The organism is Listeria marthii (genome assembly GCF_014227425.1).
Classification (GTDB): domain Bacteria; phylum Bacillota; class Bacilli; order Lactobacillales; family Listeriaceae; genus Listeria; species Listeria marthii.
This window is the reverse complement of the sequence record NZ_JAASWB010000003.1, coordinates 427,081-450,432: the sequence shown is the minus strand read 5'-3', so window position 1 is coordinate 450,432 and position 23,352 is coordinate 427,081. Positions and strand designations below refer to the sequence as shown.

22 protein-coding genes are annotated in these 23,352 nt (G+C 38.5%); 21 read left to right on the top strand and 1 reads right to left on the bottom strand.

Annotation, left to right across the window (positions count from 1 at the left end):
• The first annotated feature begins 60 nt into the window (after positions 1 to 60).
• The 17 genes from tig to HCJ55_RS07475 all read left to right on the top strand — a co-directional run bounded on the left by tig (position 61) and on the right by HCJ55_RS07475 (position 16,791).
• On the top strand, positions 61 to 1,344 hold the full coding sequence (gene tig / locus HCJ55_RS07555) for a trigger factor (RefSeq protein ID WP_008947639.1): 1,284 nt from the start codon (positions 61 to 63) through the stop codon (positions 1,342 to 1,344).
• A gap of 184 nt (positions 1,345 to 1,528) precedes the next feature.
• The gene (gene clpX, locus HCJ55_RS07550; protein ID WP_003766662.1) at positions 1,529 to 2,788 is read left to right on the top strand and encodes an ATP-dependent protease ATP-binding subunit ClpX; all 1,260 of its coding nucleotides are present in this window, start codon (positions 1,529 to 1,531) and stop codon (positions 2,786 to 2,788) included.
• A gap of 118 nt (positions 2,789 to 2,906) precedes the next feature.
• A complete protein-coding gene (gene sipX / locus HCJ55_RS07545) occupies positions 2,907 to 3,473 on the top strand; it encodes a type I signal peptidase SipX (RefSeq protein WP_185506782.1) in 567 nt (188 codons plus the stop codon).
• Positions 3,474 to 3,507: 34 nt separating this feature from the next.
• Positions 3,508 to 4,077, top strand: coding sequence for a type I signal peptidase SipY (gene sipY, locus HCJ55_RS07540; RefSeq protein ID WP_008947648.1), 570 nt, complete (start codon positions 3,508 to 3,510; stop codon positions 4,075 to 4,077).
• Between the two features lie 102 nt (positions 4,078 to 4,179).
• On the top strand, positions 4,180 to 4,722 hold the full coding sequence (sipZ, locus tag HCJ55_RS07535) for a type I signal peptidase SipZ (RefSeq protein WP_185502130.1): 543 nt from the start codon (positions 4,180 to 4,182) through the stop codon (positions 4,720 to 4,722).
• Positions 4,723 to 4,731: 9 nt separating this feature from the next.
• Positions 4,732 to 5,598 (top strand): ribosome biogenesis GTPase YlqF, encoded by an 867-nt coding sequence (gene ylqF, locus HCJ55_RS07530; RefSeq protein ID WP_008947650.1) that lies wholly within the window; start codon positions 4,732 to 4,734, stop codon positions 5,596 to 5,598.
• The gene (gene rnhB / locus HCJ55_RS07525) at positions 5,591 to 6,379 is read left to right on the top strand and encodes a ribonuclease HII (protein ID WP_008947651.1); all 789 of its coding nucleotides are present in this window, start codon (positions 5,591 to 5,593) and stop codon (positions 6,377 to 6,379) included. Before ylqF ends, rnhB begins: the two co-directional genes overlap by 8 nt.
• Before the next feature lie 131 nt (positions 6,380 to 6,510).
• Entirely contained in the window at positions 6,511 to 7,371 is an 861-nt protein-coding gene (gene dprA, locus HCJ55_RS07520) for a DNA-processing protein DprA (protein WP_185517630.1), read from the top strand.
• Positions 7,372 to 7,642: 271 nt separating this feature from the next.
• Positions 7,643 to 9,721 carry a type I DNA topoisomerase gene (gene topA / locus HCJ55_RS07515; protein ID WP_185503622.1) on the top strand — a complete coding sequence of 693 codons (2,079 nt, stop codon included), beginning with the start codon at positions 7,643 to 7,645 and terminating at the stop codon, positions 9,719 to 9,721.
• Positions 9,722 to 9,783: 62 nt separating this feature from the next.
• Positions 9,784 to 11,088, top strand: a complete 1,305-nt coding sequence (gene trmFO / locus HCJ55_RS07510) for an FADH(2)-oxidizing methylenetetrahydrofolate--tRNA-(uracil(54)-C(5))-methyltransferase TrmFO (protein ID WP_185503621.1) — start codon at positions 9,784 to 9,786, stop codon at positions 11,086 to 11,088.
• Positions 11,089 to 11,373: 285 nt separating this feature from the next.
• A complete protein-coding gene (gene xerC, locus HCJ55_RS07505; RefSeq protein WP_185502135.1) occupies positions 11,374 to 12,276 on the top strand; it encodes a tyrosine recombinase XerC in 903 nt (300 codons plus the stop codon).
• 20 nt (positions 12,277 to 12,296) lie between these two features.
• Positions 12,297 to 12,836 (top strand): ATP-dependent protease subunit HslV, encoded by a 540-nt coding sequence (hslV, locus tag HCJ55_RS07500; protein WP_003724001.1) that lies wholly within the window; start codon positions 12,297 to 12,299, stop codon positions 12,834 to 12,836.
• A 13-nt stretch (positions 12,837 to 12,849) separates the two neighbouring features.
• The gene (hslU, locus tag HCJ55_RS07495) at positions 12,850 to 14,259 is read left to right on the top strand and encodes an ATP-dependent protease ATPase subunit HslU (protein WP_185502136.1); all 1,410 of its coding nucleotides are present in this window, start codon (positions 12,850 to 12,852) and stop codon (positions 14,257 to 14,259) included.
• Between the two features lie 20 nt (positions 14,260 to 14,279).
• Positions 14,280 to 15,059, top strand: coding sequence for a GTP-sensing pleiotropic transcriptional regulator CodY (gene codY, locus HCJ55_RS07490; RefSeq protein ID WP_003726695.1), 780 nt, complete (start codon positions 14,280 to 14,282; stop codon positions 15,057 to 15,059).
• Positions 15,060 to 15,162: 103 nt separating this feature from the next.
• Positions 15,163 to 15,582, top strand: coding sequence for an acyl-CoA thioesterase (locus HCJ55_RS07485; RefSeq protein WP_070294121.1), 420 nt, complete (start codon positions 15,163 to 15,165; stop codon positions 15,580 to 15,582).
• 22 nt (positions 15,583 to 15,604) lie between these two features.
• Positions 15,605 to 15,916 (top strand): hypothetical protein, encoded by a 312-nt coding sequence (locus tag HCJ55_RS07480; protein WP_008947661.1) that lies wholly within the window; start codon positions 15,605 to 15,607, stop codon positions 15,914 to 15,916.
• Positions 15,917 to 15,918: 2 nt separating this feature from the next.
• Positions 15,919 to 16,791 (top strand): aldose 1-epimerase family protein, encoded by an 873-nt coding sequence (locus tag HCJ55_RS07475; protein WP_185517628.1) that lies wholly within the window; start codon positions 15,919 to 15,921, stop codon positions 16,789 to 16,791.
• Positions 16,792 to 16,832: 41 nt separating this feature from the next.
• On the opposite strand, the gene plsY is transcribed toward HCJ55_RS07475, so the two are convergent.
• A complete protein-coding gene (gene plsY / locus HCJ55_RS07470) occupies positions 16,833 to 17,429 on the bottom strand; it encodes a glycerol-3-phosphate 1-O-acyltransferase PlsY (RefSeq protein ID WP_008947663.1) in 597 nt (198 codons plus the stop codon).
• Between the two features lie 157 nt (positions 17,430 to 17,586).
• Here plsY and HCJ55_RS07465 point away from each other — a divergent pair, with 157 nt between their 5' ends.
• The 4 genes from HCJ55_RS07465 to HCJ55_RS07450 all read left to right on the top strand — a co-directional run bounded on the left by HCJ55_RS07465 (position 17,587) and on the right by HCJ55_RS07450 (position 23,147).
• Positions 17,587 to 17,994 (top strand): CoA-binding protein, encoded by a 408-nt coding sequence (locus tag HCJ55_RS07465; protein ID WP_008947664.1) that lies wholly within the window; start codon positions 17,587 to 17,589, stop codon positions 17,992 to 17,994.
• A gap of 181 nt (positions 17,995 to 18,175) precedes the next feature.
• The gene (gene parE, locus HCJ55_RS07460; RefSeq protein ID WP_185502138.1) at positions 18,176 to 20,143 is read left to right on the top strand and encodes a DNA topoisomerase IV subunit B; all 1,968 of its coding nucleotides are present in this window, start codon (positions 18,176 to 18,178) and stop codon (positions 20,141 to 20,143) included.
• Positions 20,140 to 22,599, top strand: coding sequence for a DNA topoisomerase IV subunit A (gene parC, locus HCJ55_RS07455; RefSeq protein WP_185517626.1), 2,460 nt, complete (start codon positions 20,140 to 20,142; stop codon positions 22,597 to 22,599). The genes parE and parC overlap by 4 nt, the downstream gene beginning before the upstream one ends.
• An 80-nt stretch (positions 22,600 to 22,679) precedes the next feature.
• On the top strand, positions 22,680 to 23,147 hold the full coding sequence (locus HCJ55_RS07450) for an S-ribosylhomocysteine lyase (protein WP_185502139.1): 468 nt from the start codon (positions 22,680 to 22,682) through the stop codon (positions 23,145 to 23,147).
• The last annotated feature ends 205 nt before the right edge of the window (positions 23,148 to 23,352 follow it).

Sequence of the window (23,352 nt, the reverse complement as noted above, 5' to 3'; positions counted from 1 at the left end):
CTGAAACTTGTCATGAGAGTAATTAAATTGAACTAAATAGATGATGGAGGGAATTATACCATGTCAGTAAAATGGGAAAAACAAGAAGGTAATGTTGGAAAACTTACTTTTGAAATTGAACAAGAAAAAGTAAAAGAAGGTCTAGATAGAGCTTTCGTAAAAGTACGTAAAACTCTTAACGTACCAGGCTTCCGTAAAGGGAAAGTTCCGCGTCAAATTTTCAACCAACGTTTTGGCGAAGAAGCTCTTTTCCAAGATGCACTTGATATCTTGCTTCCAGAAGTTTATTCTGCAGCAATTGACGAAGCTGGAATTGATCCAGTTGACACTCCTCAAGTAAACATCGAGTCTATGGAAAAAGGCGAAACTTGGGTTCTAACTGCAGAAGTTACTGTAAAACCTGAAGTAAAACTTGGAGACTACAAAGGTCTTGAAGTTGAAAAACGCGAAACAACACTTACAACAGAAGAATTAGAAGCTGAACTAAAACAATTACAAGAGCGTCAAGCTGAGTTAGTTGTTAAAGAAGATGCTCCAGCTGAAAACGGCGACACTGTAATCCTTGATTTTGAAGGATTCAAAGACGGCGTAGCTTTCGAAGGCGGACAAGCTGAAAATCATTCTCTAGAACTTGGAAGCGGACAATTCATTCCTGGTTTTGAAGAAAAATTAGTTGGCTTAAAAGCTGGCGACGAAGCGGATATCGAGTTAACTTTCCCAGAAGAATATCATGCGGAAGATTTAGCTGGACAAGCTGTAGTTTTCAAAGTGAAATTACACGAAATAAAAACAAAAGAAGTTCCTACGCTTGACGATGAACTTGCAAAAGACATCGACGAAGAAGTAGAAACTTTAGATGAATTAAAAGAAAAAATCTCTAAACGTTTACAAGAAGCAAAAGAAGAATCAGTTGCTCAAGCTAAACAAGAAGAAGTAATTGCGAAAGCTGTTGAAAATGCAGAAGTGGACATTCCACACGCAATGGTTCACCATGAAGCGGATCATTTAATGAACCACTTTGCACAAGATTTACAAGCACAAGGTCTAACTCCTGAATTATATTACCAATTCACTGGCCAAACAGAAGAAGCTATGCACGCACAAATGGAAAAAGACGCTGAAAAACGCGTGAAAATGAACCTAGTGCTTGAAGCAATTGCTGAAGCTGAAAACATTGAGCCAACTGAAGAAGCTATTGACGAAGAAATTTCCACACTAGCTGAAAAATATGGCATGGAAAAAGACGCTGTTCGTGCTGCACTTGGCGATATGAGCGAACTTAAATCTGACCTTAAAATCCGTAAAGCTATCGACGTGTTATTAGATAGCGCTGTGGAAAAATAAGCTTCGATTGATTTAATAATTTCATTAAAAAATGGGGGACATGAGTTATACTCGTGTCCTTCTGAATGTAGAAATATGAATACAGATGATTGGCATTTCTAATAAACAAATGATATTATTAACACACATAGGAGATGAAAAAGTCGCCTATATGCAACATACCTATGCGAAGGGGTGAAATATTGTGTTTAAATTTAACGACGAAAAAGGCCAACTTAAATGCTCCTTTTGCGGAAAGACTCAAGATCAAGTACGTAAATTAGTGGCCGGTCCAGGTGTTTATATTTGTGATGAATGTATCGAGCTTTGTAATGAAATTATTGAAGAAGAGCTAGGTATTTCTGAATTTGTTGATTTTGGTGAAGTACCAAAACCTCAAGAAATCCGTCATATATTAAGTGACTATGTCATTGGTCAAGAACGTGCCAAAAAAGCACTTGCTGTAGCTGTTTATAATCACTACAAACGCATTAATTCCAATGAAACTAAAGAAGATGAAGTAGAACTTTCAAAAAGTAATATTTGTTTAATTGGTCCTACTGGTAGTGGTAAAACACTTCTTGCTCAAACATTAGCGCGAATTCTTAATGTTCCATTTGCAATTGCAGATGCGACTTCACTTACAGAAGCTGGTTACGTTGGGGAAGATGTAGAAAATATTCTTCTTAAACTAATCCAATCAGCGGACTATGATGTAGAAAAAGCCGAAAAAGGTATTATCTACATTGATGAAATCGATAAAGTTGCGCGCAAATCCGAAAACCCATCTATTACAAGAGATGTTTCCGGGGAAGGCGTACAACAAGCATTACTGAAAATTTTGGAAGGTACTGTCGCAAGCGTTCCTCCTCAAGGTGGTAGAAAACATCCTCATCAAGAACTTATTCAAATTGATACAGGAAACATTCTATTTATCGTTGGTGGAGCATTTGACGGAATCGAACAAATCGTTAAAAATCGAATGGGCGAAAAAGTCATTGGATTTGGTACAGATAACGCGAAACTAAAAGAAGATGAAACGTATCTATCTCGTGTTGTTCCGGAAGATTTACTGAAATTCGGTTTAATTCCTGAATTTATCGGTCGTTTACCGGTTATCGCAACACTTGAACAATTAGATGAAGCAGCTCTTGTTTCGATTTTAACGGAACCTAAAAACGCTTTAGTAAAACAATACAAACGCATGTTGGAGCTTGATGACGTTGAACTTGAATTCGAGCCAACTGCTTTAATTGAAATTGCGAAAGAAGCGATTGAACGTAAAACTGGAGCACGTGGTCTTCGTTCGATTATCGAACAGATTATGTTAGAAGTTATGTTTGAAATCCCTTCCCGTGATGATATTACGAAATGTATTATTACTGAAAAAGCAGCTCGCGGAGAAGAAGAGCCGCAACTGCAACTAGAAGACGGTTCGATTATTCCAATTAAAACATCTGCATGATTAAAATGCGCGTCGTAATTGGCGCGCATTTTTTCTATCAACTCAGCTTGTTTTACTGTAATAACGCACTTGTTTCGTGCTATACTTTATTAATATTAATTGGAGAGGATAAAAAGACATGAAAAGTGAAAATAAATTTTTTTCTGGGGCATTTGGATGGATAAAAATAATTCTCATCGCGCTAATACTCGCTTTTGGTATTCGCTATTTTTTAATTTCTCCAGTTACTGTTAATGGGAAATCAATGGACCCGACCCTTCATGATGGGGAGCATTTATTTATTAACAAAGTATCCACTCCGAAACGCTTTGATATCATTGTATTTCCAGCGCCTGACGAGGAAAACGCAGAATATATTAAACGCGTCATTGGCCTTCCAGGAGATAAAGTGGAATATAAAGAAGATCAGCTTTATATTAATGACAAGAAATACGACGAACCATATTTAGACTCAGAGAAAGCTGCTTTGGGGAATGGCTATTTAACAACAGATGCAGAGGGTGATCCTAATTTCACGATGGCGGACGTCCCGTACTCTGATGGCTCTCTAACAGTCCCTAAAGGAAAACTTTTTGTATTAGGGGATAATCGTCAAGTTAGTAAAGATAGTCGCTACATTGGCTTTATATCGCAAAATAGTGTGCTTGGAAAAGTAATTTCATTTGGAAAATCCTTACAACGCTAGTGTGAACCTGCGGGGAGTCTAGGAGGAGACATAGATGACAGATCAGTATGAAAAAAGGCCCAAGAAAAAAAGCGGGGCTCACCAATTATTAAGCTGGGTATTAGTTATCGTTGCAGCACTTGCAATTGCACTTGTTGTTCGTAACTTTGTTATTGCACCAGTGAAGGTAGAAGGAACGTCTATGGTTCCAACATATCAAGATGGAGATCGGATTTTTATTGAAAAAATTACTAATCCAGATCGTTTTGATATAATCGTATTTGATGAACCACCTATGATTGGCTCAGGAGAACATTTTATTAAACGAGTAATCGGTATGCCAGGTGATCAAATCGCTTTTAAAAACGGCGAATTATATTTAAATGGAGAACGAAAAGTAGAAAGTTACTTACCAGAAGGAACTTTGACGCTTTGGAATCCGGATCCGACACAAAAACCATACATAGCAGATTATACATTAGAGGATATGACCGGGGAAAGTACGGTTCCAAAAGGAAAACTGTTTGTGCTTGGTGATAATCGTGGCGGTAGTTCAGATAGTCGCGTTTTTGGTTTTATTGATGATTCCATGGTAAATGGGACAGTAATACAATTTGGAAAATAATGAGAAGTCCGTGAAAGATACTTTTTCGCGGATTTCTCTATTAAATGAAAGTTTTTTCGTTTATAATAAGACTGTTAGTATAAAATAGGGCGGTGCAGTTTTTTGAAGGAGAAGAATTTAAAACGGTTATGGTCTTGGATTTGGGCGGCTGTTTTAGCGGTATTAATTGCTATAATAATCCGTTTTTATTTGTTTGTCCCTATTCTCGTAGACGGGATATCGATGATGCCAACACTTCACAATGATGACCGTGTCATTATAAATCGCTTTGGGAAGGTCGATCGTTTTGATGTGATTGTATTCCGAGAAGCAGACGGAAAAGAATATATTAAACGAGTGATTGGTTTACCTGGCGACACGGTGGAATATAAAGAAGACCAACTTTACATCAATGGGAAAAAATATGATGAACCGTATTTAGATACTTACAAACAAAAGCTGAAAGATGGCTATTTAACAGATGATTACAGTTCTAAAGATCAACTAGATGGTGGTACTATCCCAAAAGATACCTATTTTGTGTTAGGGGATAATCGTCGGGCAAGTAAAGATAGTCGCATAATCGGGCCGATTCCACTAAGTAAGGTGTTAGGAACAACACCAATTTGTTACTGGCCGATTGAAGACGCCAAACTTATAGATTAGGAGTATATGATGACAATTCAATGGTTTCCAGGTCATATGGCCAAAGCTCGCCGTGAGGTAACGGAGAAATTAAAATTAGTAGACGTGATTTTTGAATTAGTGGACGCACGTATCCCACTTTCTTCCTCCAATCCGATGCTAGAAGAAATTATCCACCAAAAGAGACGAGTAATTATTTTAAATAAAGCAGATACAGCAGATGAAAAAACGACCAAAGAATGGATTGACTATTTTGCTGAAAAAGGCTTGCCCGCAGTAGCGGTAAATGCCCAAGAAGGGAAAGGTCTATTCAAAATAGAACAAGCAGCTGAGAAATTAATGGCTGAAAAATTCGATCGTTTAAGAAGTAAAGGTATGAAACCAAGAGCGATTCGCGCAATGATTTTAGGTATCCCGAATGTTGGGAAATCAACATTAATCAACCGTTTAGCGAAAAAAAATATTGCGCGCACAGGTAACAAACCAGGCGTAACGAAAGCACAACAATGGATAAAAGTTGGGAAAACGTTAGAACTTCTAGACACACCAGGGATTCTTTGGCCTAAATTTGAGGATCAAGAAATTGGTTACAAATTAGCACTGACAGGCGCAATTAAAGATGATATTTTACAAATGGAAGAGATTGCTGGCTATGGTTTGCGTTTCTTAGAAAATCATTACCCAGATCGTCTTCAAAATTGGTTAAAAGTAGAAACTGTTTCCGAAGATCCGATTGAAACACTAGCTTTCATTGCCGAAAAAAGAGGCCTTTTAGATCGATATAATGATCCTGATTATTCCCGCGCCGCAGAAACGGTTGTCCGAGAAATTCGTCAACAAAAACTAGGTAGAATGTCGTTTGATTTCCCAAACTGGGAAGATGATAGCGATGAGTAATTCCATTGCAACGATTCGGGAGCGACTGAATGAAATCACATCAGAAAATGATCCCTTTTTTCAATTATGCCTTCAAGATGAACGGAAAGGTGTAGAAAAACTACTACAATCAACAAGAAGAAAATGGGAAAAAGAAGCAAAACTAATTGCCAAACTAGAAGAAATGAAACAATATGAAGCAGACTTATTCCAACAAGGCTACCAATATATCGCTGGAGTGGATGAGGTTGGTCGTGGCCCGCTCGCTGGTCCCGTTGTTGCAGCTGCAGTTATTTTACCAGCTGATTTTTCTATTGTGGGCATTAATGATTCGAAACAATTAAGTGAAGCAAAACGCGACGCTTTATTCGAAACGATCAAAGCAGAAGCAATAGCGATCGGTGTAGGAATTATTGAACACGATGTAATTGATCAAGTAAATATCTATGAAGCGACAAAATTAGCGATGCGTGAATCTTTAGACCAACTAGTACCGAAGCCAGATTTTGTTTTAATCGATGCGATGCCGCTCAAATACATGGAAGCCGAATTATCACTCATAAAAGGGGATACTAAAAGCATTTCCATCGCCGCTGCGTCTATCATTGCGAAAGTTACAAGAGACAGATTAATGCAGATGTACGATGAGAAGTATCCTGGTTACGATTTTGCAAACAATATGGGCTACGGAACAAAGAACCATTTGACTGGATTAGATTCAATTGGTATTTGTCCGATTCATCGCCTGAGTTTTTCACCAGTAAAAGAAGCAAAGTTGAATTTTGATAGTTTAAAACAGTAAAATCCTATAGTCAAAAACGTATTTTCACTTGCGAAAATACGTTTTTTTGTGCTGCTTTTTAGATTTTAGTCATTTTACAAAAAAGCGTAATGTTTGTACACTAGCATTAACTACTACGGGAGGGACAACATATGGATTTAAAACAACGAAATACATGGCTGAAAATCGCTTCCTGTAAGTCTATCTCTGCCAAAAAAAGAGCAGTCATTTGGCAAAAATTAACAGAATTAGAGCAGTGGGAGATGCCAAGCGAAACTTTTGCTGATGCTTTCTTTAAGGCGGATAAGAAAGCACAAGTTTTAACTGAAATTGAGACTGCGGAAATGTTTTTTTATGAAGATATTACACCAGTTTGGATTTTAGACGATCACTACCCTGCACTCCTTAGAGAGATTTATGAAGCACCGCCAATTTTATTTTGTAAAGGGAACATAGACTTACTACAGAAACAAGCAATTGCTATTGTTGGGACTAGACAGATGAGTGAATACGGGAGGAAAGCATGCAGGAAAATTGCTAGCGAACTTTCAGAGCACCAGCTAACAATTGTTAGCGGAATGGCCATAGGAATTGATACTACCGCACATAAAGCCGCTTTACAAAAAGACGGCGCAACAATCGCCGTGCTTGGTTCAGGAGTCAATAATATTTATCCACTAAAAAATCAATTACTTGCCAATGATATTGCGCGAGATGGTTTGCTTTTAAGTGAATATTTGCCAGATGAAGAAGCAAGAAGATGGAAATTCCCAGAAAGAAATCGCATCATTAGCGGATTGTCGATCGGGACGGTAATAATAGAAGCCGCAGAACGAAGTGGTTCCTTGATTACAGCTGACATGGCGCTAGAACAAAATAGGCAAGTATTCGCAGTTCCAGGAAACATTTTTATCGACACATGGAAAGGGACGAACTATTTAATTCAAGAAGGTGCCAAGTTAGTTATGAATGCAAACAATATAATAGAAGAATTTTTTCAAATTAAGCCATAATTATACTGAAATTATCATTTTTAAGTGATTTGACTTGCAATTCCTGATTTTTTGAGATAAGTTTGCTAAAGAAAGCTGTTATAAAACATCAAAAAATGGACTTTTTCATAAAAGCCATTGACAAACCCAGTAGGAAGGGCTAATATTTACTACTGAATTATGTGAAAAATCAGCATTGAAAACTTATTGAACGCGAGGCTAAGACTGTAATAGGATTAGGACAACGAGTAAAGCCCGTGTATTGACCCAAATCAGGGAGGAATATATAGATATGGCAGATTATTTAGTGATTGTAGAGTCACCTGCAAAAGCAAAAACAATTGAAAAGTATTTAGGAAAGAAATTTAAAGTTAAAGCTTCCATGGGACATGTGCGTGATTTACCTAAAAGTCAAATGGGCGTAGACACAGAACATGACTATGAACCTCGTTACATTACGATTCGCGGAAAAGGTCCTGTTTTAAAAGAATTAAAACAAGCGGCTAAAAAAGCGAAAAAAGTTTATCTCGCAGCCGATCCCGATCGCGAAGGGGAAGCTATTGCATGGCATCTTGCCAACAGTTTAGAATTAGACCAATCAGATAAATTACGGGTAGTGTTTAATGAAATAACAAAAGAAGCAGTAAAAGAATCTTTTAAAACACCACGCAAAATTGACATGGATTTAGTTAATGCACAACAAGCACGTAGAATTTTGGACCGTTTAGTTGGTTATAACATCAGCCCAATTTTATGGAAAAAAGTTAAAAAAGGCTTGAGTGCTGGGCGTGTTCAATCCATTGCGCTACGAATCATTATTGATAGAGAAAAAGAAATCAATAATTTCAAACCAGAAGAATATTGGACGATTGATGGTAACTTCCTTAAAGGTAAGAAAAAATTCCAAGCCAATTTTTATGGTGTAAATGGCAAGAAGAAAAAACTTTCCACAGCAGATGATGTCAAGGAAGTTATGTCTGCAATTAAAGGAAAATCATTTGATGTAACGGATGTAACGAAGAAAGAACGACTTAGAAACCCAGCTGCACCATTCACTACTTCCAGTTTACAACAAGAAGCAGCTCGTAAATTAAATTATCGTACAAGAAAAACAATGATGCTCGCACAACAATTATATGAAGGAATCACGCTTGGTAAACAAGGAACAGTCGGTTTAATTACGTATATGCGTACTGACTCCACTCGTATTGCCGATTCTGCTATTTTGGAAGCTGGCAATTATATTAAAGCAACTTATGGATCTGAATTTTCTCGTAATCATAAACGTTCAGATAAAAATGCAAAAGGCGCTCAAGATGCCCATGAAGCAATTAGACCGACAAGTGCGATGAGAAGTCCGCAAGAAGTAAAAGAATATTTAACGCGGGACCAACTTCGGCTATACCGTTTGATTTGGGAACGATTTATCGCGAGTCAGATGACACCAGCAGTGCTTGATACAATGCGTGTTGACTTAGATAATAATGGCGTTAACTTTAGAGCAAATGGTTCCAAAATTAAATTCCATGGTTTCATGAAAGTATACGTAGAAAGTAACGATGATAATACGGAAGAAAAAGAAAATATTCTGCCAGATTTGAAAAAAGGAGATAAGGTACAGTCCGAATCACTCGAACAGCGTCAACACTTCACGCAGCCACCTCCACGTTACACGGAAGCTAGATTAGTAAAAACATTAGAAGAAATCGGTATCGGTCGTCCATCGACTTATTCACCAACGCTTGATACAATTCAGCGCAGAAATTATGTTTCTTTAACGAATAAACGATTTATCCCAACGGAGCTAGGCGAAATTGTAAATGAAATGATTGAAGATTATTTCCCAGAGATTTTAGATGTGAAGTTCACTGCCAACATGGAAAGTGAGCTAGATGAAGTAGAGCATGGTGAAGTCGAATGGGTAAAAGTAATCGATGAATTTTATAAACGTTTTGAGCCGAATGTTATTAAAGCAGACGCGGAAATGGAAAAAATCGAGATTAAAGACGAACCTGCCGGCATTGATTGCGATCTTTGTGGCGCGCCGATGGTATATAAAATGGGTAAATACGGTAAGTTCCTTGCTTGCAGTAGATTCCCAGATTGCCGTAATACAAAAGCAATCGTCAAAGAAATCGGTGTTACTTGTCCGAAATGTGAGAAAGGGCATGTAATAGAAAGAAAGAGCAAGAAAAAACGAATTTTCTATGGCTGTGATCGTTATCCGGATTGTGATTACGTTTCATGGGATAAACCAGTAGAGCGACCTTGTCCGAAATGTAGTAAACGAGCATTGGTCGAGAAGAAATTGAAAAAAGGCGTACAAGTACAATGTACAAATTGTGATTACAAAGAATCAACCCAACAATAATTGGAAAATGGCAACACTTGGAAAGTTCCTGTGTTGCCATTATTGCGCGAGGAGGCGGACAAATGGAAAAGAGTGTTAATGTAATTGGAGCAGGTTTAGCTGGAAGTGAAGCAACATGGCAATTGGTAAAACGTGGAGTAAAAGTTGATTTATATGAAATGAGACCGGTCAAACAAACCCCAGCACATCATACAGACAAATTTGCAGAACTAGTATGTACGAATTCCTTACGTGCTAACGGCTTAACGAATGCTGTAGGAGTTATTAAAGAAGAAATGCGGATACTTGAATCTATTATTATTGAAGCAGCTGATAAAGCATCTGTACCAGCTGGAGGCGCACTTGCTGTTGACCGCCATGAATTTTCTGGCTACATAACAGACAAAGTGAAAAACCATCCACTTGTTACCGTGCATACAGAGGAAGTTACGACTATTCCTGAAGGCCCAACAGTTATTGCTACAGGTCCTCTTACAAGTCCTGCGCTTGCAGAAGAAATCAAACAATTGACTGGCGAAGAGTATCTTTACTTTTATGATGCAGCGGCACCAATCATTGAAAAAGATAGCATTGATATGGATAAGGTATATTTGAAATCTCGTTATGATAAAGGGGAAGCTGCATACTTAAATTGCCCGATGTCAGAAGAAGAATTCAACGCATTCTATGAAGCTTTGGTTACAGCTGAAACGGCTGCTTTAAAAGAATTTGAAAAAGAAGTATTTTTCGAAGGTTGTATGCCGATTGAAGTAATGGCGAAACGCGGAATTAAAACGATGTTGTTTGGACCGTTGAAGCCAGTTGGATTAGAAGATCCGAAAACAGGAAAAAGACCATATGCAGTCTTGCAACTTCGCCAAGACGATGCTGCTGGAACGCTTTATAATATGGTAGGATTCCAAACACATCTTAAATGGGGCGAGCAAAAACGCGTTTTCGGTATGATTCCAGGTTTAGAAAATGCAGAAATCGTTCGTTATGGCGTGATGCACCGTAATACATTTATCAACTCACCAACTGTACTTGAGCCAACATACCAATTAAAAACACGTAATGATCTGTTTTTCGCTGGTCAAATGACAGGCGTAGAAGGATATGTTGAGTCAGCTGCTAGTGGTCTGGCTGCGGGAATTAATGCGGCTAACTTTGTGGAAGAGAAGGAATTAGTGGTTTTCCCAGCAGAAACAGCTATTGGTAGTTTAGCGCATTACATTACAAGCGCGAGTAAAAAATCGTTCCAACCAATGAATGTTAACTTTGGTCTTTTCCCCGAACTAGAAACTAAAATTCGTGCAAAACAAGAACGTAACGAAAAATTAGCGGAAAGAGCACTAGATGCAATAAAAAAGGTTGCAGAACAACTGTAAAAACACTATAATAATTGAGGACTAATCTTTGCTGTTCTTTTCATCACGATCGCTGCTTTTAGTATTTTTTAGGGGAGTTGAAAGTGATGGAAAGGCAGTTTTTCTTTCAGAGGAATGGTCTAGACAACTCATGACGATAAATGTGGCTTTTTTCACAAAAACAACCAAATTCATGCAAATTGATTGTAAATCCAGATTAATTCAAAAAGTTGCGAAAAATGGATAAAATCATTGCAACGTGGATATTGTTATGTTAACATGATAGTGTTTGAGAGGTGTATACGCATGACACAAGAGGGAAAGTTAGAGCAACAATTTCTTGACTATCTTCACTCAGAACGAAATTATTCAGTAAATACAAGTACAGCTTATGAAAATGATTTACTTGATTTTCGCCGCTTCTTAAATGAGCAAGCTATTACGGCCTATCAGCAAGTTACTTTTCTAGATGTTCGGATTTATTTGACAGAATTAAAGCAAAAGTCTTTTTCACGAACAACTGTAGCTAGGAAAATTTCAAGTTTACGGAGTTTTTACACTTTTCTTTTAAGAGAGAATGTTATTACTGAAAATCCGTTTACTTATGTCTCACATGCAAAAAATCAGTTAAGGCTTCCCAAATTTTTCTATTCAGAAGAAATGGAAGCTTTGTTTCAAGTGGTTTATGAAGATAATGAAACGCTTACACTGCGGGATCGGGTGCTGTTAGAAGTGTTGTACGGGACTGGAATCCGGGTGAGTGAGTGTGCCGGGATACTTATGCCTGACTTAGATACATCTTATCAAGCAATTTTGATTCGCGGAAAAGGGAATAAAGAACGCTATGTGCCGTTTGGTGTGTATGCGGAAGATGCGATAACGGATTATTTACCGAGTCGCACCGAGCTAATGACTCGCTACAAAAAGTCGCACGATGCATTACTTGTAAACCATTACGGTGACCCGCTGACGACTAGAGGCATTAGATATTGTTTAACGAAAATAATTAGCAAAGCTTCATTAACTCGAAAAATCCATCCCCATATGTTACGCCACACGTTTGCAACGGATTTGCTTAATAATGGGGCGGATATGCGGACGGTACAGGAGTTACTTGGACACGCTAGCTTATCATCCACTCAGATATATACGCACGTGACAAAAGAGCATTTAAAGTCTACTTATATGAAACATCATCCGAGGGCTTAAATTTGGAGGAGGTTAAGGAAATGGAATTACATGCTACAACGATATTTGCAGTTCAACATGACGGAAAAGCGGCCATGGCTGGTGACGGTCAGGTGACGCTTGGGGAATCGGTTGTAATGAAACACACTGCCAAAAAGGTTCGTCGTCTTTTTCACGATAAAGTAATTGCCGGATTTGCAGGTTCTGTTGCAGACGCATTTACATTATTTGAAAAATTTGAAGCAAAATTGAATGAATATAATGGTAACTTAGAACGAGCATCTGTGGAACTCGCACAACAATGGCGTAGTGACAGTGTTTTACGCAAGTTAGAAGCTATGTTAATCGTAATGGATAAAGACACACTGCTTTTAGTTTCGGGAACAGGCGAAGTAATTGAGCCAGATGATGGCATTTTAGCAATCGGGTCTGGTGGGAATTATGCGCTGGCAGCCGGACGAGCACTTAAAAGACACAACGGTGGCCAAATGGAAGCAAAAGATATTGCTCGCCATGCACTAGAAATCGCTTCTGAAATTTGTGTATTCACGAATGATCATATTACAGTAGAAGAGCTTTGAAGGAGTGGTTAATTTGACAAATTTAACGTTAATGAACCAGTTGACACCAAAGCAAATTGTCGAAAAACTGGATCAATATATTATTGGACAAACCGGAGCGAAAAAATCCGTTGCAGTAGCACTAAGAAATCGCTATCGCAGACAACTGATGGATGAATCGATTCGGGATGAAATTATTCCGAAAAATATCCTGATGATTGGCCCAACTGGTGTCGGTAAAACAGAAATAGCACGCCGAATTGCAAAAATAGTTCGTGCTCCGTTTTCTAAAGTAGAGGCTACTAAATTTACAGAAGTTGGTTACGTAGGTCGCGACGTGGAATCTATGGTTCGCGATTTAGTAGAAGTATCCGTCCGCTTAGTTAAAGAAGAAAAAATGCAATTAGTTCGCGTGAAAGCAGAAAAAAATGCCGAAAAACGCCTAATTAAACTTCTAGCACCAAGCCAAAAGAAAAAGCAAACAACATCGCAAAATCCATTAGAAGCCCTTTTTGGCGGTATGAATCAACCGGATGAACCTGCTGAGGAAGAAGTAGATCAAGAATTAAAAAATAAACGAAGCCAAATCGAATGGCGACTTCAAAACGGTGAGCTTGATGATGAAATAGTAACAGTTGAAGTGAAAGAACAGCAAAATCCAATGTTCGATATGATGCGTGGCACTGGGATGGACCAAATGAATGGCATGCAAGATGCGCTTTCTGGCATGTTCCCAGCGAAAAAGAAAAAACGCAAAGTAACCGTTCGTGAAGCGAAGAAAATTCTCTTTGAAGATGAAGCATCTAAATTGATTGATGCCGATGAACTTGCCGCTGAAGGTATTCACCGTGCGGAACAAATGGGTATAATTTTCATTGACGAAATTGACAAAATCGCTAGCAAAGAAGGCGGCGGAAATGCGCAAGTTTCGCGTGAAGGTGTCCAAAGAGATATTCTTCCAATCGTGGAGGGGTCGCAAATTTCCACTAAATATGGTACAGTCAACACGGAGTACATTTTATTCATCGCGGCTGGAGCATTTCATATGTCTAAACCAAGTGACTTGATTCCAGAACTTCAAGGTCGTTTTCCAATTAGAATTGAGCTGGACAAATTAACACAAGAAGATTTCTACAAAATCTTAACAGAACCAGACAATGCCCTAATTAAACAATACAAAGCTTTACTGAAAACAGAAGGAATTGACTTGATTTTCACCAAAGAAGCTGTAGAAAGAATTGCTGAGATTGCATTCCAAGTTAATCAAGATTCAGATAATATCGGAGCAAGAAGACTTCATACCATTTTAGAAAAATTACTAGAAGATTTACTATTCGAGGCACCAGAAATCAATATGGAATCTATAAAAGTAACTGAAAACTATGTTAATGAAAAACTTGCACCAATTATGCAGAATAAAGATTTAACACAATTTATTTTATAAAATACTAGGAGGATCTAATAATGACTTTATTAGAAAAAACAAGAAAAATTAATGCTATGTTACAAAACGCTGCAGGAAAAACGGTAAACTTCAAAGAAATGGCAGATACACTTACTGATGTAATTGAAGCAAATACGTATATTGTAAGCCGTAAAGGTAAATTACTTGGTTATTCTGAAGCATTACCAATCGAAAACGATCGTATGAAACAAATGCTAACAGAACGCCAATTTCCAGAAGAATATACACAAAGCCTTTTCAATGTAGGCGAAACTTCTTCTAACTTAGAAGTATCAAGCCAATACACTGCTTTCCCAATCGAAAACAGCGAATTATTCACTAAAGGTTTAACAACTATCGTACCAATCGTTGGTGGCGGTGAGCGTCTTGGAACTCTTATCCTATCTCGTTTAGAAAGCAATTTCACTGATGATGATTTACTTTTAGCTGAATACGGTGGAACAGTTGTTGGAATGGAAATCTTGCATGAAAAAGCAGAAGAAATTGAAGAAGAAGCTCGTAGCCGTGCGGTAGTACAAATGGCAATTAGTTCGCTTTCTTACAGTGAATTAGAAGCAATTGAGCATATTTTTGACGAATTAAATGGTAAAGAAGGCCTTCTTGTTGCCTCTAAAATCGCGGACCGTGTCGGCATTACACGTTCTGTCATCGTTAATGCGCTTCGTAAATTAGAAAGTGCTGGCGTTATTGATTCTCGCTCATTAGGAATGAAAGGTACGTTTATCCGCGTATTGAATGATAAATTCCTTGTAGAACTAGAAAAATTGAAAAATAACTAAAAAAAATCAAAAAGCTCTCTCTGAAAATATTCGGGGAGAGCTTTTTTTGGCTTGCTTTGGTAAAATAAAAAAGAAGGACTAGTTGTGACTGGAGGAATTTGGAATGGAAATTGCTGAAACAACCATTGAAGTACGCTATGCAGAAACGGACCAAATGGGCGTTGTTTATCATAACAATTACCTTGTATGGATGGAAATTGGCCGAACAAGATTAATTGAAAAATTAGGTTTTCGCTATTTTGATATGGAAGAAGCAGGTTATCTTTCTCCGGTATTAGATGTGCACATTCATTATGGAAAACCGCTGCGCTACGGACAAAAGGCAGTTGTAAAAACATGGATAAAAGGGTATGATGGACTTCGTGTTACTTATGGTTATGAAATTTGCTATGAAGATACGAATGAAGTTGCAATTACAGGTGAAACGGAGCACGTATGTGTGACGAAAGAAGATTTTCGCCCTGTATCGTTAAGAAGAACATTTCCGAATTGGCATGAAGCCTATCTAAAAGCTTTAGAATAAAAAAGACTGGTAGTGATAAAAAATGGCTTTTGGTGTAAAACGCGATGAAATGGAATTATGGAAAGAAAAAGCAGCTCGTGGGGAAATTGCAATTATCACGCATTATTGGCTAGATGATCGTTTCCCAGATTCAAAAACTGTAACCAAAGTTGCTTGTGTAGATTTGAAAAAACTGCAACAATGGGGAAAACAATATGGTTTAGCGCCAGATTGGATTGATAACCGTCGAAAAAACTTTCCGCATTATGATTTGTTTGGCGAGATGCAATTAGTCGTACTAAAAAAAGAAAAAGCCTTTGAACAAATCGAGCGGTTTCATTTGGAGGAGAAATAACGATGATTAAACTAGAAAATGAATTATTGCTTGTAGAAATGAAAACAGCAGGCGCTGAATTAACACGTATTTTCCGTAAAGATACTGGACTTGAATATTTATGGAATGCGGATAGTAAATTTTGGGGACGTCATTCGCCGGTGTTATTTCCAACGGTTGGAAGACTAGTTGAGGATACTTACTTAGTAGATGGCAAGCCTTATCACTTAGGACAACACGGTTTTGCTCGTGACCGTGATTTTAAAGTAATGGAGCAAACGGAAAATTCGGTACGATTTGAACTGGATTCTGACGAAGATTCATTAGCCATTTATCCTTACAAATTCAAATTATCAATTATTTATACAATCGAGAAAGATTCTGTCGCTGTTTCTTATGAAGTGGAAAACAGAGATGATAAACGCATTTACTTCTCTATCGGTGCGCACCCGGCGTTTAATTTGCCACTAACTGAAGGTACTGCGTTTGAAGACTATTATTTGGACTTTGGAACAGAAGAGAACTTGGAAACACTTTGTTTAGAAGGGCCTTATCGTAGTGGAGTAATTGAAAAAGTGACGAGTGAGCCAGCAAGATATTTACCGCTAAGCTATGACTTATTTAAAAATGATGCGCTTATTTTTGAAGCGTTGAAACAAAAAGAAGTGACGATTAAGTCAGATAAAACGCCGTATTTTGTAAAAGTAAGCTTCCCGGAGTTTCCATTTGTAGGGATTTGGACGGCAAAAGCTGGAACACCTTTCTTATGTATTGAACCGTGGTATGGTATTGCGGACGGTGCTGGAAAATCAGTTGAACTGCGAGATAAAGCGGGGATAGAGCATCTAGAACCAGAAGCCGTTTTCGCATCAGAATATACGATTACAGTAGGATAAAGTAAAAACCCAGAAGAGCGAAAAGCATCTTCTGGGTTTTCTTACATCCATTTTATTTTTGGTTCTTCGCCGTTACGAATACGAGTAATATTTGCTCGGTGGCGCCAAATAACAAATGTCGCGATACAAGCAACAAGAATAATTAAAATCCAATCTCCCATGAAAAAAGAAATAATTAAGGCTGCAAGTGCTCCAATCATTGAGCTAAGCGATACATATTTGCTAAGTTTTAGGGTAACTAAGAAGACTACAAGTGCAGCTACAAATAGTAATGGCGCGTACGCAAGGATAACACCCGCCGAAGTAGCAACTGCTTTCCCGCCACGGAACCCGGCAAAAAGCGGGAAACTATGGCCGATAATCGCAAATGCTCCAGTAAGTAGCCAGAAATGATGGTCTACGTTTAATTGGAAGAAATATGGAAGTAATGTTGCGACTGTCCCTTTTAAAATGTCCATCACTGTAACGATACTACCAGCTTTGATCCCAAGCACTCGGAATGAATTCGTCGCGCCTAAGTTACCGCTACCGAACTCGCGAATATCTTTTTTGTAGAAAATTTTGCCAATCCATAAACCAGATGGTATAGAACCAATCACATAGGCTAATAAAGAAAGCAGAATTAAGTTAATTGTCATTTTTAAACCCCTCAAGAAGAAATGTTGTTTTCCATAAAGAATTATAGCACAAAATGAAGCAAATTGGCTAAATAGTTAGGACAAATCACGATGAAAAGTTGAAAAAACCGCAAAAATAGCTTATGATTAGAAAGTATAGTAGGGGGCGATTAGACGAATGCAAAATCCAACAAAAGAAGAAATCCGACATATTTTAAAGCAGGCAAAAGTAATCGCAGTCGTTGGTTTGAGTGATAAGCCAGACCGCACAAGCTACCGAGTGAGTCAGATAATGCAACAAGCTGGATACAAAATTATTCCAGTGAACCCTAATGCAGACGAAATTCTTGGCGAAAAAGCTGTTAAGAGCTTAACGGATATCGAGGAACATGTCGATATTGTTAATGTCTTTCGTCGCTCAGAGTTTTTACCTGATATAGCTAAGGCGTTTGACCAAATTGATGCAGATGTATTTTGGGCACAACTTGGCATTGTTAATCAGGAAGCATTTGATTTTTTGACAGAAAAAGGATATCCTACTGTCATGGATTATTGCATTAAGGTTGCTTATCAAGAAATGGATTAAATAATGACCATTTTTGACCGAAGCAGGTTCTTATAGCAGAGCCTGTTTTTTTATGAAAACGAATTTGTCACCAAACTATCACTTTATTAATTAGCTAGTTAATGCTATTCTGATAAGGTGGTTTTTAAGCGAATAGCAACGTAATAGTTGTAGATTGACGGAATGAAGGGAGTTTTGAAATATGAATCGGAATGATTATAATGATGATTCTATTCAGGTGCTTGAAGGACTGGAAGCGGTCCGGAAACGTCCAGCGATGTATATTGGTTCAACCGATGTCCGCGGGCTGCACCATTTAGTATATGAAATAGTGGACAACTCGGTCGATGAGACCCTTGCAGGTTTTGGTAAGAAAATTGTTGTGACACTTCATGAAGACAACAGTGTTAGTGTTAGTGATGAAGGTCGTGGGATGCCTGTTGGGATGCACAAAACTGGCAAACCCACAGTAGAAGTTATTTTAACCGTACTTCATGCTGGTGGTAAATTCGGCCAAGAAGGCGGATATAAAACAAGTGGTGGACTCCACGGTGTTGGTTCATCCGTTGTAAATGCACTTTCAGAATGGTTAATTGTAACAATTAATCGTGACGGTGCAACCTACCAACAAAAATTTAAAGACGGCGGAAAGCCTGATGGAACACTGAAAAAAATCGGAAAATCAAAAGCCACTGGGACAACAATTCGCTTTAAACCAGATCCAGCGATTTTTCCAACCACTTCATTTAACTATGAAACATTATCGGAACGTCTAAGAGAATCAGCGTTCCTTTTAAAAGGGATGTTAATCGAATTAATTGATGAACGTGTAGGTATGGCAGAGGCTTTCCACTTTGAAGAAGGTGTGAAAAACTTTGTTGAATATATTAATGAAGGCAAAGATGTACTTCATCCAGTAGCCAGTTTTGAAGGAGAAAATGCGACCATTGAAGTAGAAATGGCGTTCCAATTCAATGATGGTTACTCTGAAAATATCTTGAGTTTCGTTAATAACGTTCGAACTCGCGGAGCAGGTTCCCATGAATCAGGTATGAAAGCTGCGATGACACGGATTTTCAATGATTATGCTCGTCGGGTGAATCTTTTAAAAGAAAAAGATAAAAACCTCGAAGGTAGCGATATTCGTGAAGGGCTATCCGCGGTGCTTTCTATCCGTGTTCCAGAAAAAATCCTCCAATTCGAAGGTCAAACGAAAGAGAAACTAGGGACGCAGGAAGCTCGCCAGGCGGTCGATGCTGTAGTGGCGGAACATTTAGCTTACTTCCTTGCTGAAAACCCAGAAACAAGCTCACTTCTCGTTAAAAAGGCTGTTAAAGCCCGCGAAGCAAGAGAAGCAGCCAGAAAAGCTCGTGAAGAAACGCGTAATGGTAAGAAAAAGAAACGTTCCGAAACACTGCTTTCTGGAAAGTTAACGCCAGCGCAATCACGAAACCCTAACAAAAATGAACTTTACCTAGTCGAAGGAGACTCGGCGGGAGGGTCAGCCAAACAAGGCCGTGACCGTCGTTTCCAAGCTATTTTGCCACTTCGAGGAAAAGTAATTAATACCGAAAAAGCAAAACTACAAGATATCTTAAAAAATGAAGAAATTAGTACGATTATCCATACAGTTGGTGCGGGTGTTGGTACCGAGTTTGATGTCGAGGATTGTAACTATGACAAAGTAGTTATCATGACCGATGCTGATACCGATGGCGCTCACATTCAAGTATTGCTGCTAACATTCTTCTATCGTTATATGCGTCCACTTGTTGAAGCTGGTAAAGTATTCATTGCCTTGCCACCACTTTACAAAGTCAGCCGCGGTTCCGGTAAAAAAGAAGTAATCGAATATGCCTGGACAGATGAAGAATTAGATTCTGCCATCCAAAAAATCGGTAAAGGCTACATGATCCAACGTTACAAAGGTCTTGGTGAGATGAATGCCGACCAACTTTGGGAAACAACGATGAATCCGGACACACGTACGTTAATTCGTGTGCGAGTGGACGATTCTGCGCGTGCTGAACGCCGTGTGGCAACACTGATGGGTGATAAAGTAGAACCAAGACGTCAGTGGATTGAAAAGCATGTTGAGTTTTCTATGGAAGATAGCCAAAACATTTTAGAAAATGAAAACATGATGGTTGAGGAGGCGAAAGACATTTGACTAATCCAGAACAACATATCCAAGACTTAGCGCTAGAAGAAGTTATGGGCGACCGTTTTGGTAGATATAGTAAATATATTATTCAAGAACGTGCGCTTCCAGATGTTCGTGACGGACTGAAACCAGTACAACGTCGGATTTTATTCGCAATGAATGTCGAAGGAAATACATCTGAGAAAGGTTTCCGTAAATCTGCCAAAACAGTCGGAAATGTTATCGGTAATTACCATCCACATGGTGACTCTTCCGTTTATGAAGCAATGGTGCGGATGAGTCAAGACTGGAAAGTACGTAATATGCTGATTGAAATGCACGGGAATAATGGTAGTGTAGACGGGGATCCACCCGCTGCGATGCGTTATACCGAAGCTCGTCTTTCACCAATTTCAGCTGAATTACTTCGCGATATCGAAAAAGAAACAGTCGATTTCATTCCTAACTTTGATGATACTTCTAGTGAGCCAACTGTTTTACCAGCGCGTTTCCCGAACCTTTTAGTCAATGGTTCTACTGGGATTTCCGCGGGTTATGCGACAGATATTCCGCCGCATAATTTAACCGAAATCATTGAAGCTGTCATCAAACGATTAGATAACCCGCTTTGCACAACCGATGATATTATGAAAATTGTCAAAGGCCCAGATTTCCCAACAGGTGGGATTATTCAAGGGATTGACGGTATTCGTAAAGCGTATCAAACCGGAAAAGGCCGCGTTGTCGTTCGTTCCAAAACAGAAATTGAAGATATCCGTGGCGGCAGAAAACAAATTACGATTCATGAAATTCCTTATGAAGTGAATAAAGCTAATTTAGTTAAACGCATGGACGAACTTCGTATTGAGAAAAAAATTGAAGGTATTTCAGAAGTACGCGATGAAACTGACCGTACTGGACTTCGTATCGCAGTGGAACTAAAAAAAGATGCCAATGCAGAAGGCGTACTGAATTACTTATTTAAAAATACAGATTTACAAGTGAGCTATAATTTCAATATGGTCGCTATCAATAGAAAACGTCCTGAGCTAATGGGAATTATCCCGATGCTTGACGCGTATATTGATCACCAAAAAGAAATCATTACTAAGCGCTCCGAGTATGACATTCGCAAAGCACGCGCGCGCCAACATATTTTAGAAGGATTAATTAAAGCACTTTCTATTTTAGATGAAGTCATTAAATTAATCCGTGGCTCGAAAGATAAACGTGATGCGAAATTAAACTTACAAACAAACTATGATTTCAGCGAAAAACAAGCAGAAGCGATTGTATCTTTACAACTGTATCGTTTAACAAATACAGATATTCATGAACTTCAAAGTGAAGCCGCATCTCTAGCAGAGCAAATTAGTGTTCTGGAAAAAATCCTTGGCGATGAAGCAGAACTTATTGCTGTGCTAAAAGAAGAACTAGCTGAAATTAAGAAAAAATACAAAACTGCCCGCCGTACAGAAGTGCAAGCGGAAATCACCGAAATCAAAATCGATACGGAAGTACTTGTTGCTAACGAAGACGTGATTGTTTCTGTAACGAAGGAAGGCTATGTGAAACGGACAAGCCAACGTTCTTACGCCGCTTCAAATGGTGCAGAACTAGCGATGAAAGAAGCCGACCATGCCATCTTTATCCAAAAAATGAATTCACTCGATTCGCTCTTGTTATTCACGAGCAAAGGGAATTTCATTTATCGACCAGTGCATGAGTTACCAGATATTCGTTGGAAAAATCTCGGGGATCACGTTAGTCACTTGGCCAGCGATTTATCAGCCGGCGAAGAAATTCGTTCTGCGATTGCAATTCAAGCCTTTACGGAAGAAAAACGATTTTTATTCGTTACCAAAAACGGCATGACCAAGCAATCGGCAATCACGAATTACAAACCACAGCGCTATTCTAAATCAATGATGGCAATTAAGCTAAAAGATGATGATGAGCTGTTAAGTGTTCATTTGATTGATGGTACAGAAGATATTTTCCTAGCCACTAAAAATGGTTATGGTCTTCGTTATTCCACTACGGAAATTCCAGAGTCCGGCGCAAGAACAGCCGGCGTGAAAGCTATTAATTTAAAACAAGATGATATCGTTGTTGGCGGTGTAGTAATTACGCCAAACGAACAAAAGCATATCCTTCTCGCAACACAGCGCGGTTCACTTAAACAAATGAAAGCAAGTGAATTCGAACCAATTTCTAGAGCAAAACGTGGCTTACTGATGCTACGCGAACTGAAAAGTAACCCGCATCGCTTCATAGGATTAACACTCGCTGATAATAACGACCATTTATTTATCGAAACAAATACAGATCAAGTAGTCGAAATAGACGTCAATAATCTACGGATAACAGATCGCTATTCTAACGGCTCGTTTGTATTAGATGAAACAATGGAAGGGGAGCCAACATCTATTTGGTTGGCGATTCCTGAAATCAAAGATACAACAGATGCAAAAGACGAATAATCATAAAAGAGTTCTTGTATAGAAATATGCAAGGATTCTTTTTTTTGATATAATGACAAAGAATAAGAGGAGGGAAACGCATGGCAGAAAAAATGAATGTAGAAAGTTTTAATTTAGACCATACGAAAGTAAAAGCACCTTTTGTGAGACTAGCGGGAACGAAAGTTGGCATACACGGAGATGAAATTTACAAATATGATGTTCGCTTTAAACAACCTAATAAAGAACATATGGAAATGCCGGCGCTACACTCTTTAGAACATTTGATGGCAGAACTTGCAAGAAATCATACCGATAAATTAGTAGACATTAGTCCAATGGGATGCCAAACAGGGTTCTACGTATCATTGATAAATCATAGTGACTACGATGATGTGCTAGAAATCATTGCGACAACATTAAACGATGTTATCCAGGCAACTGAAGTTCCAGCGTGCAATGAAGTTCAATGCGGCTGGGCAGCGAGCCATAATTTAGAAGGGGCCCAAGCTTTGGCGGCGGAATTTCTAGCTAAAAGAAGCGAATGGAAAAATGTATTTGGCGTATAAAAGTAAAGTATCTAGTCTTTAAATAGGCTAGATGCTTTTTTGTATAGTCAATAATGAAAGCGCATTCTCAATAAATGACACATTTTCGACATATTTATTGATTTTTTAGTAGTGTATGAAATACTGGGGAAACAGCACTTCTACAGCGGTTTGTCTTATTTATAATCATTATTAATTGAGTGTGCGAGTAATTTGCCTTAAAATG